Below are 16,190 nucleotides of genomic sequence, written 5' to 3'. Positions count from 1 at the left end.
TCAATGCCCGACGCACTTTCTAGGAGAACAGCATGAAATTCAGTGAACAGTGGCTGCGCGGTTGGGTAAACCCGCAAGTCTCCCGTGACGAACTGGTCGCCCGCCTGTCCATGGCCGGCCTCGAAGTCGACAGCGTGACCCCCGCTGCCGGCCAGTTCAGCGGCATCGTGGTGGGCGAGATCCTCACCACCGAACAACACCCGGACGCCGACAAGCTGCGCGTGTGCCAGGTGAGCAACGGCGCGGAAACCTTCCAGGTGGTCTGCGGCGCCCCGAATGCCCGCCCAGGCATCAAGATCCCGTTCGCCATGATCGGCGCCGAACTGCCGGGCGACTTCAAGATCAAGAAGGCCAAGCTGCGCGGCGTCGAGTCGTTCGGCATGCTCTGCTCGGCTTCCGAGCTGCAGATCAGCGAAGAGAACGACGGCCTGCTGGAACTGGCGGCTGACGCCCCGGTTGGCGAAGACATTCGCAAGTACCTGAACCTGGACGACGCCAGCATCGAGATCGGCCTGACCCCGAACCGCGGCGACTGCCTGTCCCTGGCCGGCCTTGCCCGTGACGTCAGCGCCCTGTACGACGTGCCGGTCACCCGCCCGGTGGTGCCAGCCGTACCGGCTGCCCACGACGAAGTGCGCCCGGTCGAAGTCAGCGCCCCGGCCGCCTGCCCACGCTACCTGGGCCGCGTGATCCGCAACGTCGACCTGAGCAAGCCGACCCCGCTGTGGATGGTCGAACGCCTGCGCCGCAGCGACGTGCGCAGCATCGACGCCGCCGTCGACATCACCAACTACGTGATGCTCGAACTCGGCCAGCCGATGCACGCCTTCGACCTCGCCGAAATCAACGGCGGCATCCGCGTACGCATGGCCGAGGAGGGCGAGAAGCTGGTCCTGCTGGACGGCCAGGAAGTCGCCCTGCGCGCCGACACCCTGGTGATCGCCGACCACACCCGCGCCCTGGCCATTGCCGGCGTGATGGGTGGCGAGCACAGCGGCGTCAACACCGAGAAGACCCGCGACCTGTTCCTCGAGAGCGCCTTCTTCGAGCCGATCTCCGTCGCTGGCAAGGCCCGTTCCTACGGCCTGCACACCGACGCCTCGCACCGCTACGAGCGCGGTGTGGACTCGCAACTGGCCCGTGAAGCCATGGAGCGCGCCACCGCCCTGGTGCTGGAGATCGTCGGCGGCGAAGCCGGTCCGATCGTCGAGACCGTGAGCGAGCAGCACCTGCCGAACATCGCGCCGATCACCCTGCGCGCCGAACGCATCACCCAGATGCTCGGCATGGAAATGGACGCCGCCCAGGTCGAGCAGTTGCTCAACGCCTTGGAGCTGAACACCAGCGCCAATGGGGCAGGGCAGTGGACTGTCACCGTCCCAAGCCACCGCTTCGACGTCAGCCTGGAAGTCGACCTGATCGAAGAGCTGGCCCGCCTGTACGGCTACAACAACCTGCCGGTGCGCTACCCGCAGGCCCGCCTGGCCCCGCAAGCCCGCCCGGAAACCCGCGGCGAGCTGCCGAACCTGCGTCGCCTGCTGGTCGCCCGTGGCTACCAGGAAGCCATCACCTACAGCTTCATCGACCCGAAACTGTTCGAGCTGTTCACCCCAGGCGTCGAGCCGCTGCTGCTGGCCAACCCCATCTCCAGCGACATGGCCGCCATGCGCGCCTCGCTGTGGCCGGGCCTGGTCAAGGCGATGCAGCACAACCTCAACCGCCAGCAAGACCGCGTGCGCCTGTTCGAAAGCGGTCTGCGCTTCGTCGGCCAGCTCGGTGACCTCAAGCAGCAGCCGATGATCGCCGGCGTCGTCACCGGCAGCCGCCAGCCCGAAGGCTGGGCGAACGGTCGCGACGGCATCGACTTCTTCGACGTCAAAGCCGACGTGGAAGCCCTGCTGGGCTACTCGGGCGCCCTGAGCGACTTCAGCTTCGTCGCCGGCAAGCACCCAGCTCTGCACCCAGGCCAGACCGCCCGCATCGAGCGCGACGGCAAGGAAGTCGGCTACCTCGGCGCCATCCACCCGGAGCTGGCCAAGACCCTCGGCCTCGACCGTCCGGTGTTCGTCTTCGAGCTGGTGCTCGGTGATGTAGTGGAAGGCCGCCTGCCGAAGTTCAGCGAGCTGTCCAAGTTCCCGGAAACCCGCCGTGACCTGGCCTTGATCGCAGGTCGTGATGTAGCTTCTAGCTCGGTGCTTGAAGTAATTCGTGACAATGCAGGCGAATGGCTCACAGACCTCAGGCTGTTTGACGTCTACCAGGGTAAAGGCATTGATCCTGATAGAAAAAGCCTGGCCGTCGGCTTGACCTGGCAACATCCATCGCGCACTCTTAACGACGATGAGGTGAATGAAACCCTGCAAACCATCCTCACCTCGCTTGAACAAAGGTTGAACACCACGTTAAGGAAATAACGGCATGGGTGCTCTGACGAAAGCTGAGATGGCCGAAAGGCTGTACGAGGAGCTGGGGCTTAACAAGCGTGAGGCCAAGGAGCTGGTCGAGCTGTTTTTCGAAGAAATTCGGCACGCGCTTGAAGACAACGAGCAGGTCAAGTTGTCCGGTTTCGGCAACTTCGACCTTCGCGACAAACGCCAGCGGCCGGGCCGCAACCCTAAAACAGGGGAAGAGATCCCGATCACCGCGCGCCGCGTCGTCACCTTTCGTCCAGGGCAGAAGCTGAAAGCCCGGGTAGAGGCCTATGCTGGAACCAAGCCATAACGACGAGCTGCCCCCCATCCCGGGCAAACGCTACTTCACCATCGGTGAAGTCAGCGAGCTCTGTGCGGTAAAACCGCACGTGCTGCGCTACTGGGAGCAGGAATTTCCGCAGCTCAACCCGGTGAAGCGCCGTGGCAACCGGCGGTATTATCAGCGCCAGGACGTGCTGATGATCCGCCAGATCCGCGCTTTGCTGTATGACCAGGGCTTTACCATTGGCGGGGCGCGGTTACGGCTCTCCAGTGATGAGGTCAAGGATGAGTCCAGCCAGTACAAGCAGCTGATTCGGCAGATGATTGCGGAGTTGGAGGATGTGTTGGTGGTGTTGAAGAAGTGACCTGGTTGGCGACGAGTGGAAATTTTTGAAAAAAAGCTTCCATTATTCAAAAGGTTAGGTTAAATTCTTCAACGTTCTCAGCGGGATCGAGAATGATGTCGGGGCGTAGCGCAGCCCGGTAGCGCACTTGCATGGGGTGCAAGGGGGCGAGTGTTCGAATCACTCCGTCCCGACCAAAATACTCCAAAGAATCCAGTCACTTAGCGGTGACTGGATTTTTTTATGTCTTCGATTTTTGCCGCTGATAGAAATTTCCCCCCACTTTTTGCGCCACCGAGATGTTGATTAGATTTCGTGGGCTGCTTAGTACATCGAAATCCGTGACTGAGGGTTGTTCAGAGCCGTTTACGTCTATGAATTGATGGTCAGATTCTCGCACCCAACTGATTTGCAAATGGTAAATATTGGATGGCTGCTTTCGACCCTTTGCAGCCGTTCGAGGTGTCTACGAAACCGATGTCGATTCAGTTCGACATCTTTCGAGGCCGCAGGACTCATTCATAGGACACCTGAAAACGAACTCACTGACGTCCGTGGAAGCGAGTTACCTGTAGTGACTCCGAGTTCATGTCGCCAAGCCCCTTCACCATGTAGACCGCAGACGTCGGGCAGAGGCTGTTGAACTCCTCCGAACTGGAAATTGCCTTTGGGGCTTGGGATCTGTCTCCCGGATGACCCTGCTGACCGCCCATGAAGGCGAACTCTGTGTCTGCGAACTTACCCACGGCCGGAGCTGAGCCAGCCGAAGATCTCCCGGCATCTGGCCCTGTTGAGCGAGGCTGGATTCCTGATAGATCGCCGCAAGGGTCAATGGGTGTACTACCGACTGCATCCCGAACTGCCGCAATGAGTGGACGCGATGCTCAAGGGAGTAGTCGATGCCAACCAGGAATGGTTGAGCCCCGATGCGTTGCGCCTTGCCGAAATGGGCGGGCGGCCGCAGAACCCTGTTGCTTGTGCTTGAGACTTCCCTTCGCTGATTGAGTTGTAGTCATGCTAATCGCATTTTTGATTTTCCTGGTGACGATCGTTCTCGCCATCTGGCAGCCCAAAGGCCTGGGCGTGGGCTGGAGCGCCGCACTGGGGGGGCGTCGTGGCGCTGCTGGCGGGTTTTTGTGAGCCTTTCCGATATCCCCGTGGTCTGGCAGATCGTCTGGAACGCTACCGCCATTTTCATCGGCGTCATCATCATCAGCCTGCTGCTGGATGAGGCGGGGTTCTTCGAGTGGTCGGCATTGCACGTGGCCCGCTGGGGCGATGGCAGCAGCCGCTATCTGTTTGCCTTTATCATCCTGCTGGGCGCCGGCGTCTCGGTGGTGTTTGCTAACGACGGTGCGGCACTAATCCTGACCCCGATCGTCATCGCCATACTGCTGGCCCTGCGCTTCTCCCCGGCAGCGACGCTGGCATTCGTCATGGCGGCGGGCTTCATCGCCGATACCGCGAGCTTGCCGCTAGTGGTGTCCAACCTGGTGAACATGGTTTCCGCCGACTACTTTGGCATTGGATTCAGCGAGTACGCCTCGGTCATGGTGCCGGTGAGTCTGGCCAGCATCGCCGCCACCCTGTGAATGCTGCTGTGGTTCTTCCCCAAGCACCTGCCGCGTACTTATGAATTCGACCAACTGAAGGCACGAAGCGCTTCCAGAAGTCGCTCAACGGTAAGTGGTCGACCAGGTGCCGCGAGAGACGCAGCAGATATGCAGCTCCGTCTCTCGGTTGAGCACGGATGTGCCGGTTAGTGGGTCAAGAACCTGATGCCGAAAGTGCCGGCGTCATCGACGATATGACCGGCATGAGGGGCCTCGAAATGGCCGGGCAAGAGAAGTGCGCCATGCTGTTCGCAGAACGAGAGCAGGTCGTGACGGCTACGCGCGGCCAGCGCAGGGTCTTCGCAAACTTTGCTGCTCCACTGCCAGAATGGAATTTGGATCGGCGAGTGCAGCATGTCGCCGCTAAACACACCACGTGCGCCCCGGGAGGAAAGTTCGATCCGCACATGCCCGGGCGAATGACCCGGTGCATGGCGGATGAGAAAGGTATCATCCAGTTCATAGGTGTCGGCGAACATCACACTCTGACCTGCCTCGATCACCGGCAGAACACTGTCGTTGTACATGGGCGCAAACCAGGCGGGGCCGGCGGCACCTTCGCCGCGAATGGCGCGCAGCAAGTGGTCGTGCTCGACCTGTGAGATCACATAGCGGGCATTTGGAAAGGTCGGTACCCAGACGCCGTTGACCAGTTGGGTGTTCCAACCGACATGATCGGCATGTAGGTGGCTGCACATAACGTAATCGATGTCCTGAGGCTGGATGCCCAGTGTTCGCATCCTGTCCAGGTAACGTGTGCAAAGACGATGCATTTCCGGCAGGCCGGGGCGCTCTTTGTGGTTGCCGATGCAACTGTCTATAAGCACAGTATGGCGGCCGGTGCGTACGATCCAGCTGTGCACCGGCATCGGAATGCGACCGCTTTCCGGATCGTAATGGGTTGGAGCTAACCAGTGCTCATGGGCTGCCACGCGCTGGCGGTCGAAGTCCGGCAGCCAGCTTTGCGCGGTTTCGCCCAGCAGCGAAGTGTCGTACAAGCGAATCACCTCGACCTCGCCCAAGCCGATACGGAAGACGTTGCGGTCATGCTGGATGATGTGTGCGCCATGGGGACGCTTACAGTTGTGGGTCATTGCAAGCTCCTGGCAGATTGACGCGAGGTAAGTGGGGAACTGGCCGGCTGCTGTTCGCGTAGTGAGGCCTTGCCCGCAATAAAATCGGCAGCGCGCTCGGCCATCATCATGATCAGCGCGTTGGTAGGGCCCCGGATGATACGCGGAATGGCAGAGCCATCGACCACTCGCAATGCCCTCACGCCTCGCACACGCATCTGATTGTCGAGCACCGCTTGCGGATCTTCATCAGGCCCCATCCGGCAGGTACCGACCGGGTGATGCAGGGTGATGGCTTGGCTGCGGATGAAGGAGTCGACCTCGGTGTCGCTTTGGAGCCCGAGACCGGGCGCGAGCTCTTCGGCGATGAAGGCTTCAAGACCTGGTTGTGCGCCGATCTCGCGCATGCGCCTGAACATCTGGCGTACAGCGATGCGGTCGTTCTCGCTGGTTAGGAAATGCTGCTGAATGCAAGCTGGTTGCTCGGGGTCGGCCGACTGCAGTGTGACCTGGCCGCGGCTTTCAGGAGTCAGGTAAACCCCTTTGATGGCGAAGGCATCGCAATAAGCCTGCTTGAACGGCTCAAGATAGGGCGCTGCGTTCATCGGTCCGGCTGCCAGGATCAGTTGTACGTCGGGATGCGCGAGGTCTGCTTGGCTGCGAATAAGCCCCACCGCCGCAGCGGGTATTCGACTGGAGAAGCCGTTGCCGCCAAGCAGTGTACGCAGGACATCTAGGACAATTCTGTCGGCGCGCATCATGCGGTGTAACGGGCCGGGAGTGCGCCGCCGCCAGCGGAGATCGAAGACAATATGGTCGTGCAGGTTGCTGCCCACACCCGGCAGGTCCACCAAGCTTTCGATACCATGCGCCTGCATTTGTTCAGCAGGGCCGATGCCCGACAGCATCAGCAATTGTGGCGAGTTGATTACCCCGCCGCAGAGGATGACCTCTCTGCGGGCCTCTGCACGATGTAGCTCGCCGTTGCGGGCGTATTCGACCGCGACGGCACGCGGCGTGGCTTGGTCGTTGTCGAATAGGATGCGTCTGGCTAGTGCGCCGGTCACTAGGGTGACATTGCCACGGGCCAAGGCCGGGCGCAGGTAAGCGACTGCCGCGCTGCAGCGGAGTCCATTGCGAATGGTGGCCTGCATCGGTCCGAAACCTTCATTTGAGGCTCCATTGTAGTCGGGGTTTTCGGGATAGCCGCATGCCCGTGTCGCTGCTAGGAATCCATCGATCAAGGGGTCCTGATAGTCGAGCCGGCCAACCGTCAGCGGACCGCAGCCCCCGCGCAAGGCGCTTTCGCCCCCTTCCCAGCTTTCGCTGCGCTTGAAATAAGGCAGCACATCATCATAAGTCCAGCCCTCTAGGCCCAGCTCATTAGCCCAGCCGTCATAGTCCTCCCGCGCTCCCCGAGCATAAGCCATGCCATTGATCGATGAGGATCCACCGACTACCTTGCCCCGGGCACATTCGATCCGGCGGCCTTGCATGCCGGCTTCTGGCTCGGTGAAGTACCCCCAGTCGAACAGCCGGTTCTTGAGTATCACGCCCCAGGTCAGCGGTACCTTGATGTAGGGGGAGCGGTCCTGGCCACCTGCCTCGAGCACCAGGACACTCACCTGCGAATCTTCGCCTAGGCGATAAGCGAGGGCGCATCCGGCGGAGCCGGCGCCGACGATCACGTAGTCGTAACTGGAGAATTTCATTTCAGCACCTCGCGATAGGTGACTGTACGTTCCCATGGCCGGGAGGGGGTGGGAGTCAGAGGAACCATTTTTGTCTCCTGTTAGGCAGGCTTGTTGTTGGTTACGGAGATCATGAGTAATGCAAATGATACCTTCAAATACGTATTACACTTTGTTCAAATAGCCATTCGAATATAGGAGTGCAGCCGTGCGTGGTTTTGATTCGTATCTCACATTCCAGAAGCTTGAGGTGTTTTGCACCGTTGTGGAGTTGGGCAGCGTAACCCGAGCCGCGGACCGGTTATGCATAGCCCAGCCGGTGGTCACTGCCCATGTACGCAGCATGGAGGCTCGGCTGGGCTATGCCCTGGTTAGGCGTTCGGGCCGCAACATCGCGTTGACCGAGGCGGGCGAGCGCATTTATCGGTGGGCGGCGGAGGTTATTACGCGTACCCGCGAGGTGGAGCGCGAGTTGGCGGGACTGGAAAGTGGCGAAATGGGCAATGCTGTGGTGGCTACGTCAATGTCGGTGGGGTCCTATGCGTTGCCGCCGCTGCTACTGGACTTCCACCGGCTGCATCCCGACGGGCTGGTGACGGTAGATATCTCTAATCCGCAGGGTGCTGTCGATGCCACGCGTATGGGGGCATGCGATTTCGCGGTAATTCTCTTAGCTGTTGGACAGGATCTTGATGGCTTGACGACTTTGCCCTTGTGGGAAGACGACCTAGTGCTGGTGTGCTCGCCCAGCAGCCCATGGGCAAACTTGCCGCTGGCCGATCTCGACGTGCACCAGATTCCTTTCGTCAGCACGCCGCGCAATATGCCGCGTAGAGAATTGGAGGAGTCATTGCTGCGTCGACAGGGGTTTGAGCAGCGGCGAGTAGTCATCGAGCTAGGCCATCCGGAGGCCATGAAGCATGCGGTGCGACAGGAAGTCGGCGTGAGCTTCATGTTCGCCTCGGCGGTGCGCGCCGAAATTGCCCGTGGCGAGCTGCAGGTGCTGGCACGCCCCGATCTATCCATGAAGGTACCGATCTATCTGGTGCACCGCGAGGACAAGCGCTTCTCAGCTTTCCAGACTCAATTGGTCCAGTTCATTCTCAGCCGTGCGGTGCCGGGCTCCACGTCCTGATCTCATAGTCATCTGACTATGGTTAGTTGTGGCAATAGCTAATGGATATATGGTAAAGCCGCTCCTAATCTACGAGTGTGTATGGCGAGCCAGCCAGGTCATGAAGGCTCGCACTGAAGCCTAACCACTCAGGGAACATGCCTACCATGCTTAACCATTCTTGCCAGACCCATGGCAGCGCAGCGTTTGCTAACGATTCTGGGCATATCGGCATCACACCGGATCCCGCGCTGATCGAAGACCTGGTTCGTGCCAACCATATTCTGTTCGATCAGGGCATTGTCGATGCCTTCGGTCATGTCAGCGTCCGTCACGACAAAGATCCCGAACGATTCCTGCTGGCGCGCAACATGGCCCCAGGTACCGTGCGCCCCGAAGATATCGTCCAGTTCACCATGGACGGAGCGCCGGTTGATGCCGGCGGACGAGCGGTCTATCTCGAGCGTTTTATCCATGCAGAGATTTATCGGCTGCGCCCTGACGTGCAGGCGATTGTCCATAGCCATTCACCTACCGTCCTGCCGTTTAGTGTCTCGCGTGCTGTTGCGCTGCGACCGGTATGCCACATGAGCGGCTTCCTGGGGGCGGGTGCACCGGTTTTCGAGATCCGCGAGAGCGGCGGCGATGCAACCGATCTGCTGGTGCGTAACAACGCCCTTGGCGCGGCGCTGGCCCGCAGCCTGGGCGACGCGTCATTCGTGCTGATGCGTGGGCATGGCTCTACGGTGGTGGCACCGACCCTTAAGCAGGCCGTGTACCGGGCCGTATATGCCGAGGTCAACGCACGCATGCAGATGGAGGCGCTGAACCTGGGTGATGTGGTCTACCTAAGTGAAGAGGAGGCGGCCACCGCCTGCGCCAACATCGAGACCCAGGTCGACCGGCCATGGGAATTGTGGAAAAAGCGTGTGCAACGCCTGCACGCTTCCGATGTCCATTGAGCGACTGGAGAGGATGGGAGCATGCAAGACTCATTGATCACTGGGCGCCTGCTGATCGACGGCGAGCTGGTCGAGAGCGAAGGAGCAGGCTGGGTGGAATCGATAAATCCCGCCAACGAACAGGTCATTGGCCGCGCGCCCGCCGGTACTCGACGGGATGTTGAGCGGGCGGTGGATGCTGCCCGCCGTGCGTGGCCGGCCTGGGCCGAGCGTACCGGTGAGGAGCGCGGCGAGCTGCTGCGCACCTTCGGCGAGCGTATCCAGGCGCGTGCCGAGGAGCTGTCTCGGATCGAGGTGCTGGATTCGGGCAATACCTACTCTCCTACCCTGGCCAGTATGCACGAGACCGTGCGTAGCCTGCGTTACTATGCGGGTCTGATACACGGGCTGCACGGCGAAACGATTCCCGCCACTGGCAGACATCTGCACATGACGGTGCATGAGCCATATGGCGTGGTTGGCCGTATCGCCGCGTTCAACCACCCGGCAATGTTCTCTGCTGCGCGCACCGCCTCGGCACTGGTGACCGGGAACACGGTTGTGGTTAAGCCCCCGGAAACCTCGCCGTTGTCAGTGCTGCTGCTGGGAGAAATCGCGCGGGAAGTGTTGCCGCCCGGCGTATTCAACATCGTCAACGGCACTGGCCAAGAGGTTGGCGATGCATTGGTGCGTCACCCCGAGGTCAAGCGCATTGCGCTTATCGGCTCGGTACCGACTGGCATGGCGATCCAGCGCAGCGCCGCGCAGGTCGGGATCAAGCACGTGACCCTGGAGCTGGGCGGCAAGAACCCAATGATAGTGTTCCCCGACGCTGATCTCGATGCCGCAGCCGACAGTGCGGTACGCGGAATGAACTTCTCCTGGCAGGGGCAATCTTGCGGCTCCAATTCGCGGCTGCTGGTCCACGAATCGATTTACGAAGCCCTGCTGCAGCGCGTCGTCGAGAAGGTGGCGGCGATAAAAGTGGGCGACCCCATGGCCTTGGATACTGGCATGGGGCCGATCAACTCAGCCAAGAGCTATGCCCATGTGATGAGCTTCCTTGACCCGGCGCAGACGAAGGGGGCTCGCCTGATGACCGGCGGCCGCCGCCCGACAGGCGCGGCCTTCGCCAAGGGCTTCTGGGTCGAACCGACTGTTTATGCCGACGTTCTCCCCGGTATGCGGCTATGGCGCGAGGAAGTCTTTGGGCCGGTGCTATCGGTCAGCAAATGGCGCGGCTTTGAGCAAGTTATCGACATGGCCAACGACACCGAGTATGGACTATCCGCCGCCATCTGGACCCGGGATATCCAACAGGCATTCGATACTGCCCGCCGGGTGCGGGCTGGTAGCGTCTTCATCAACGGCAGCAACACCCATTTTCTCGGCGTGCCCTGGGGCGGTTTCAAGAACAGCGGCGTGGACAGGGAAGAAGGCATTGAGGAGCTGTACAGCTACGTGGAGAAGAAGGTCATCAACGTCATGCTGTAAACGTTTGATGTACTGACAGGCCCGGCGCAGCGAGGCGCGGGCGTCACGGTTGTCGAGGGACCAACTGTAACGGAAATGGCGCTGGCCCATGAGGGCGCGGTTCGCCCTCTGGTGCCTGCACGACACTGACCCAGCAAGAGGTTTCTTTCATGAGCGAAACAAACAAAGTCGCGTTGATCACTGGATCATCGCGCGGGATCGGTGCGGCCCTGGCCCAGCGCCTGGCTGGCGAAGGTTTCCGGGTAGTTGTGAACTACGCCGGCAGCGCCGGCCCGGCCGCGGCAGTGGTCGCCTCCATTGAGGCTGCCGGTGGTCAGGCTCTGGCCATTCAGGCTGATGTGGCAGATCCAGTGGCGGTTGGAGTGATGTTTGAAGAAGTTGAGAGAGCGTTCCAGGGCATCGACGTAGTCGTCAACTGTGCCGGCGTAATGCAGCTGGCCAGCGTTGCCGACAGCGACGACCAACTGTTCGATCGCACGGTGGCCATCAACTTCAAGGGCACTTTCAATGTCTGCCGTGAAGCCGCGCGACGTCTGCGCGACGGTGGCCGGATTATCAACTTCTCATCCAGCGTGATCGGGATGCGTAGCCCTACCTACGGCGTCTATATCGCCACCAAGGCGGCCGTGGAGGGGTTGACTCAGGTGCTCGCCCAGGAAATGCGCGGGCGCGGCATCACTGTCAATGCGGTGGCGCCAGGGCCTGTGGCCACTGCGCTGTTTCTTGACGGTAAGAGCCCGGAACTGATCGAACGCATGTCCCGAGTCGCGCCGCTGGAGCGCCTCGGTGAACCCGGGGATATCGCTGAAGTGGTCGCATTCCTCGCAAGTACACAAGGGGGCTGGGTTAACGGACAGGTCGTGCGAACCAATGGCGGCCTATGCTGAGCGGCAACACTGAATAGAAGGAGCCTTTCATGAAACAGATCGTTCTGGTAACCGGCGCATCGAGCGGCTTCGGTCTGCTCAGCGCCCAGCGACTGGCTCAAGCGGGCCATACCGTTTACGCTTCGATGCGGGAAACCCAGGGGCGCAATGCGCCGCGGGTGACCGAAATCGCGGCCTATGCACAAACGCATGGCGTAGATTTGCGCACCGTCGAGCTCGACGTGCAATCGCAAGCGTCTGTGCAGGCCGGCATAGACAAGGTCGTGTCGGACAATGGCCGGCTCGATGTAATCGTCCACAACGCGGGGCATATGGTGTTCGGCCCCGCCGAAGCCTTTACCCCCGAACAGTACGCGCAACTTTACGACATCAATGTGCTGTCGACCCAGCGCGTGAATCGCGCGGCATTGCCTTATATGCGTAAGCAGGGGCGCGGGCTGCTGGTATGGGTGTCGTCGTCCTCGGCTCGTGGCGGTACGCCGCCGTTCCTGGCGCCATACTTCGCCGCTAAGGCAGCGATGGATTCCCTCGCCGTTTCCTATGCTTGCGAGGTTTCACGCTGGGGCATCGAGACCTCGATCGTGGTGCCCGGCGCGTTTACCAAAGGCACCAATCATTTTGCCCATGCCGGCAGTCCTGCCGACGCGGCGGTTAAGGCGGCCTACGACACGGGGCCCTATGCCGACGTGGCGGTCAAGTCCCTGGAGGGTCTGGCAGCACAGGAGCCGGAAGACGCCGACGCTTCGTCCGTCGCGGTGGCCATCAACGAGATCGTCGATGCGCCCTTCGGAAAACGGCCGTACCGGGTGTACGTCGACCCAGCGCAGGACGGTGCAGAGGAAGTATTTCGGGTTGGTGATCGGATCCGTCGCGAGATGTTCCGCACGATTGGTCTTCAGGATCTGCTCAAGCCTCGCATCAACGTATGACCTTCGATCACCCTGCCCCCTAAGTTAAGCTTCGCAACAGGAGAGATACCATGACCGACCACAGCATCAATGGCAAGATCGTCATCATCGCCGGCGGCGCCAAGAATCTCGGTGGCCTCATCGCACGCGATCTTGCTGCGCACGGCGCGAAGGCCGTCGCCATCCACTACAACAGTGATTCAACAAAGGCTGAGGCCGATGCTACGATCGCCGCGATCAAGGCTGCGGGTGCCCAGGCGGTGGCGTTCCAGGCCGACCTAACCCGTGCCGGGGCCATGGAAAAGCTGTTCGCCGATGTGGTTGACGCCGTCGGCCGTCCCGACATTGCCATTAACACGGTGGGCAAGGTACTCAAGAAACCAATCGTTGACATTAGCGAAGCTGAGTACGACCAGATGAGCGATGTCAACGCCAAGTCGGCATTCTTCTTCCTCAAGGAGGCCGGCAAGCACCTCAATGATAACGGCAAGATCTGCATGCTGGTTACCGCCTTGCTGGGGGCTTATACCCCATACTACGCCGCGTATGCGGGCACCAAGGCTCCAGTGGAGCATTTCGTGCGGGCAGCGTCCAAGGAGTTGGGCGAGCGGGGTATTTCGGTCACCGCGATCGGCCCAGGTCCGATGGACACACCGTTCTTCTATCCAGAGGAGGGTGCCGATGCAGTGGCGTACCACAAGACGGCCGCCGCGCTGTCGAATTATTCGCGCACGGGCTTGACCGACATCGAGGACATCGTTCCATACATTCGCTTCATGGTGTCCGAAGGGTGGTGGATGACCGGGCAGACAATTCTTGTAAACGGCGGTTACACCACTAAGTGAGCCAAAGGAGGCCGCTTCCCCATGGGGGAAGCGGTCATGTCCTGCGATCAGCGTGCCCACCAGTGCGGTACGCTACTGTTGGGGTGGAGCATTATGACCGGCGAATCCGTTTCACAGGCTGCCGAAACGGCGGTCCATCAGGGGTTCGGCCTGCTACCCGTGGTCGTGCTGTTGGGAGCTGCGGTGATCGCCGTACCGCTGTTCAAACGTCTGGGGCTGGGTTCAGTACTGGGCTATCTGGCGGCCGGGGTAGTTATCGGGCCATTCGGTCTGGGCTTTTTCGACGACACCCACTCGATCCTACAGGTCGCGGAACTGGGGGTGGTGATGTTCCTCTTCATCATCGGCCTGGAGATGCAACCGTCGCGCCTACTGTCGATTCGCGGGGATATCTTTGGGCTTGGCTTGGCGCAGGTTCTGGTCTGTATCGGGCTGCTCACCTGCGTCGGGCTGCTGCTCGGCTACCCGACTGAGCAAAGCTTCGTCGCCGGCACAGGCTTCGTGCTTACCTCCACCGCGATCGTCATGCAGATGCTGCAGGAGCGTCGACTGTTGGGGCAGCCCAAGGGGCGGAGGATCGTTGCCATACTTCTGCTCGAAGACCTAGCCATCGTCCCGCTCCTGGCGCTGGTCGCCTTTCTCGCGCCGGGGGGCGGGCAGATCAGCCAGGGCGGACGCTGGATCGAAGTCGCCACTGGGGTAGGTGCCATTGTCGGCCTGTTGGTGGCGGGGCGCTACCTACTCGATCCGCTGTTCCGCGTGCTGGGTAAGGCGAAGGCTCGTGAAGTAATGACAGCGGCAGCCCTGTTCGTCGTGCTAGGGGCGGCATTGCTCATGCAGTGGGGCGGGTTATCCATGGCCATGGGCGCGTTCTTGGCCGGGGTATTGCTGTCTGAATCGTCTTTTCGCCACCAGTTGGAGGCCGATGTCGAGCCATTTCGCGGCATTCTGTTGGGGTTGTTCTTCCTCGGCGTGGGCATGTCGCTTGATGCCGGCATCGTGGCGGGCAACTGGCGGCTGATTGCGCTGTCCGTGCTGGCCTACATGGTGTTGAAGATGCTTGGCATCTTCTTGGTTGCCCGACTGATGGGGGCCGGCAACCGCGAGGCTCTGGAGCGGGCGGTATTGATGGCCCAGGGCGGAGAATTCGCTTTCGTGCTGTACGCCGCCGCCATGGCGGTGGGGCTGATCGATCGGCACGGCAATGCCATCCTGACGGCGACCATCATCCTGTCCATGGCGCTTACTCCGATCCTAGTGATGGCCCATGACCGCTTGATGCCCAAGGTTTCTCCGTCGCTGGAAGGCGTCGAGCCTCCGGACAACCTCACTGCCAGCGTGCTGCTGATCGGTTTTGGGCGGTTTGGGCAAATTGTCAGCCAGCCACTGCTTAGTCATGGCTGTTCGATCTCGATTATTGAGACTGACCCAGATGCCATCCGCGATGCCGGCGATTTTGGCTTCAAGGTGCACTACGGTGATGGAGCTCGCCTGGATATTCTCCAGGTTGCGGGAGCGGCGAATGCACGGCTGATCATCGTCGCCGTTGATGATCGCGAGGCCAGCCTGAAGATTGCCGAACTGGTTCATACCAGCTTCTCGCAGGTCCCGGTGCTGGCACGTTCGTTCGACCGGGAGCATGCCATCGAACTGCTTAATGCAGGCGCTACCTGGCAAGTCCGGGAAACTTTCGAGTCGGCGCTAACACTGAGCGAGCACGCCCTGGAGCTGATGGAAACGCCGGAGCAAATGCGCCGTCAGATCATGGACGACGTGCGGCGTCGTGACGCCGAGCGCTTCGCCCTGGAAACGGCGCAGGGAATCTACGCTGGGCGCAGCCTGATCCATGGCAACCGGAGTGCACCATGAATTCCCCAGGTACCGAGTTGATAGACTTCTGGCGACGGGCTGGAGACCAAGGTCTATGGTTCGCTAAACAGGCCTCGTTTGATCGAGCCTTCCGACGACGTTTCCTCAATCTGCACCTGGCCGTTGTGGACCGGCATTACGATGACTGGATCGAAACGCCACTGGGCGCGCTGGGATTGCTATTGCTGACTGACCAGTTCCCCCGCAATGCTTTTCGCGGTTCCGCACGGATGTATGCCACTGATCCACTGGCTCGACATTTTGCTCTCCAGGCCCTGGAGGCCGGACACATGCCTCACGTTGACGCGCCGTTGCGCGTGTTCTTCTGCCTACCATTCGCCCATTCCGAGGATCTAGCCGACCAAGCGCTGTCGATACAGTTAAACAAGCAACTCGGTCAACCCTGGCTGGCGCATGCCGAAGGACATCGCGACATCATTCGCCGTTTCGGGCGATTTCCTCATAGGAACGCGATTCTAGGCAGGATCTCGACCCAAGAAGAAGAGCGATTTCTTCAGAGAGGCGGTTTTGGCGGTTGACTGCGATCTGTCGACCTGCCTGAGCGTGAGCTTATAAGTTGCTGACAAGTGTCAGCCATGGACATGATTTCCTTATGAGTGGGTGAACGAGGTCCATGTTGCTTTTAGGCTGTTGGAGGCGCAGTGTTAAGCTGCAAGCGGACCACAACACCCTCTAATGGCGCCCTTGACAGCGCCCC

Annotated in this window: 13 protein-coding genes, 1 tRNA gene and 2 pseudogenes; 14 read left to right on the top strand and 2 right to left on the bottom strand. The window is 60.7% G+C overall.

All coding sequences use genetic code 11. The features are described from left to right. Positions 1–32 precede the first annotated feature (32 nt). From pheT to ACYUME_RS16185, 6 genes and pseudogenes are all read left to right on the top strand, one after another. Positions 33–2,414 (top strand): phenylalanine--tRNA ligase subunit beta, encoded by a 2,382-nt coding sequence (pheT, locus tag ACYUME_RS16210; RefSeq protein WP_460415750.1) that lies wholly within the window; start codon positions 33–35, stop codon positions 2,412–2,414. A gap of 4 nt (positions 2,415–2,418) precedes the next feature. Next, on the top strand, positions 2,419–2,721 hold the full coding sequence (gene ihfA / locus ACYUME_RS16205; protein WP_009394049.1) for an integration host factor subunit alpha: 303 nt from the start codon (positions 2,419–2,421) through the stop codon (positions 2,719–2,721). Then, positions 2,702–3,058 (top strand): MerR family transcriptional regulator, encoded by a 357-nt coding sequence (locus tag ACYUME_RS16200; protein ID WP_011533210.1) that lies wholly within the window; start codon positions 2,702–2,704, stop codon positions 3,056–3,058. Before ihfA ends, ACYUME_RS16200 begins: the two co-directional genes overlap by 20 nt. A gap of 99 nt (positions 3,059–3,157) precedes the next feature. Beyond that, a tRNA-Pro gene (locus tag ACYUME_RS16195) sits at positions 3,158–3,234 on the top strand. A 495-nt stretch (positions 3,235–3,729) separates the two neighbouring features. Next, positions 3,730–4,022, top strand: a pseudogene (locus ACYUME_RS16190) (metalloregulator ArsR/SmtB family transcription factor). A 29-nt stretch (positions 4,023–4,051) separates the two neighbouring features. Next, positions 4,052–4,719: pseudogene (locus tag ACYUME_RS16185) on the top strand (ArsB/NhaD family transporter); the annotation flags it as partial. A gap of 77 nt (positions 4,720–4,796) precedes the next feature. Here the strand turns inward: ACYUME_RS16185 and ACYUME_RS16180 are convergent. Then, entirely contained in the window at positions 4,797–5,744 is a 948-nt protein-coding gene (locus tag ACYUME_RS16180) for an MBL fold metallo-hydrolase (protein WP_011533777.1), read from the bottom strand. Next, a complete protein-coding gene (locus tag ACYUME_RS16175; RefSeq protein ID WP_460415747.1) occupies positions 5,741–7,435 on the bottom strand; it encodes a GMC family oxidoreductase in 1,695 nt (564 codons plus the stop codon). Before ACYUME_RS16175 ends, ACYUME_RS16180 begins: the two co-directional genes overlap by 4 nt. A gap of 187 nt (positions 7,436–7,622) precedes the next feature. On the opposite strand from ACYUME_RS16175, the gene ACYUME_RS16170 reads away from it, so the two are divergent. From ACYUME_RS16170 to ACYUME_RS16135, 8 genes are all read left to right on the top strand, one after another. After that, positions 7,623–8,549, top strand: coding sequence for a LysR family transcriptional regulator (locus ACYUME_RS16170; RefSeq protein ID WP_460415745.1), 927 nt, complete (start codon positions 7,623–7,625; stop codon positions 8,547–8,549). 146 nt (positions 8,550–8,695) lie between these two features. Next, on the top strand, positions 8,696–9,490 hold the full coding sequence (locus tag ACYUME_RS16165) for a class II aldolase/adducin family protein (RefSeq protein WP_158020248.1): 795 nt from the start codon (positions 8,696–8,698) through the stop codon (positions 9,488–9,490). Positions 9,491–9,511: 21 nt separating this feature from the next. Then, positions 9,512–10,963 carry an aldehyde dehydrogenase family protein gene (locus ACYUME_RS16160; protein ID WP_011533781.1) on the top strand — a complete coding sequence of 484 codons (1,452 nt, stop codon included), beginning with the start codon at positions 9,512–9,514 and terminating at the stop codon, positions 10,961–10,963. A gap of 149 nt (positions 10,964–11,112) precedes the next feature. Beyond that, positions 11,113–11,850, top strand: a complete 738-nt coding sequence (locus tag ACYUME_RS16155; RefSeq protein WP_011533782.1) for an SDR family oxidoreductase — start codon at positions 11,113–11,115, stop codon at positions 11,848–11,850. 29 nt (positions 11,851–11,879) lie between these two features. Beyond that, positions 11,880–12,779 (top strand): SDR family oxidoreductase, encoded by a 900-nt coding sequence (locus tag ACYUME_RS16150; protein WP_011533783.1) that lies wholly within the window; start codon positions 11,880–11,882, stop codon positions 12,777–12,779. 50 nt (positions 12,780–12,829) lie between these two features. Further along, positions 12,830–13,603 (top strand): SDR family oxidoreductase, encoded by a 774-nt coding sequence (locus ACYUME_RS16145; RefSeq protein ID WP_011533784.1) that lies wholly within the window; start codon positions 12,830–12,832, stop codon positions 13,601–13,603. 93 nt (positions 13,604–13,696) lie between these two features. Next, positions 13,697–15,472: a monovalent cation:proton antiporter-2 (CPA2) family protein gene (locus ACYUME_RS16140; RefSeq protein WP_460415742.1), complete on the top strand. Its 1,776-nt coding sequence runs from the start codon at positions 13,697–13,699 to the stop codon at positions 15,470–15,472. Further along, positions 15,469–16,011: a DUF924 family protein gene (locus ACYUME_RS16135; protein ID WP_011533786.1), complete on the top strand. Its 543-nt coding sequence runs from the start codon at positions 15,469–15,471 to the stop codon at positions 16,009–16,011. Before ACYUME_RS16140 ends, ACYUME_RS16135 begins: the two co-directional genes overlap by 4 nt. Positions 16,012–16,190 lie beyond the last annotated feature (179 nt).

It is taken from the genome of Pseudomonas sp. microsymbiont 2 (assembly GCF_054788395.1).
The sequence above is the reverse complement of the archived record's forward strand: the minus strand, read 5'-3'. Positions and strand labels throughout refer to the sequence as shown.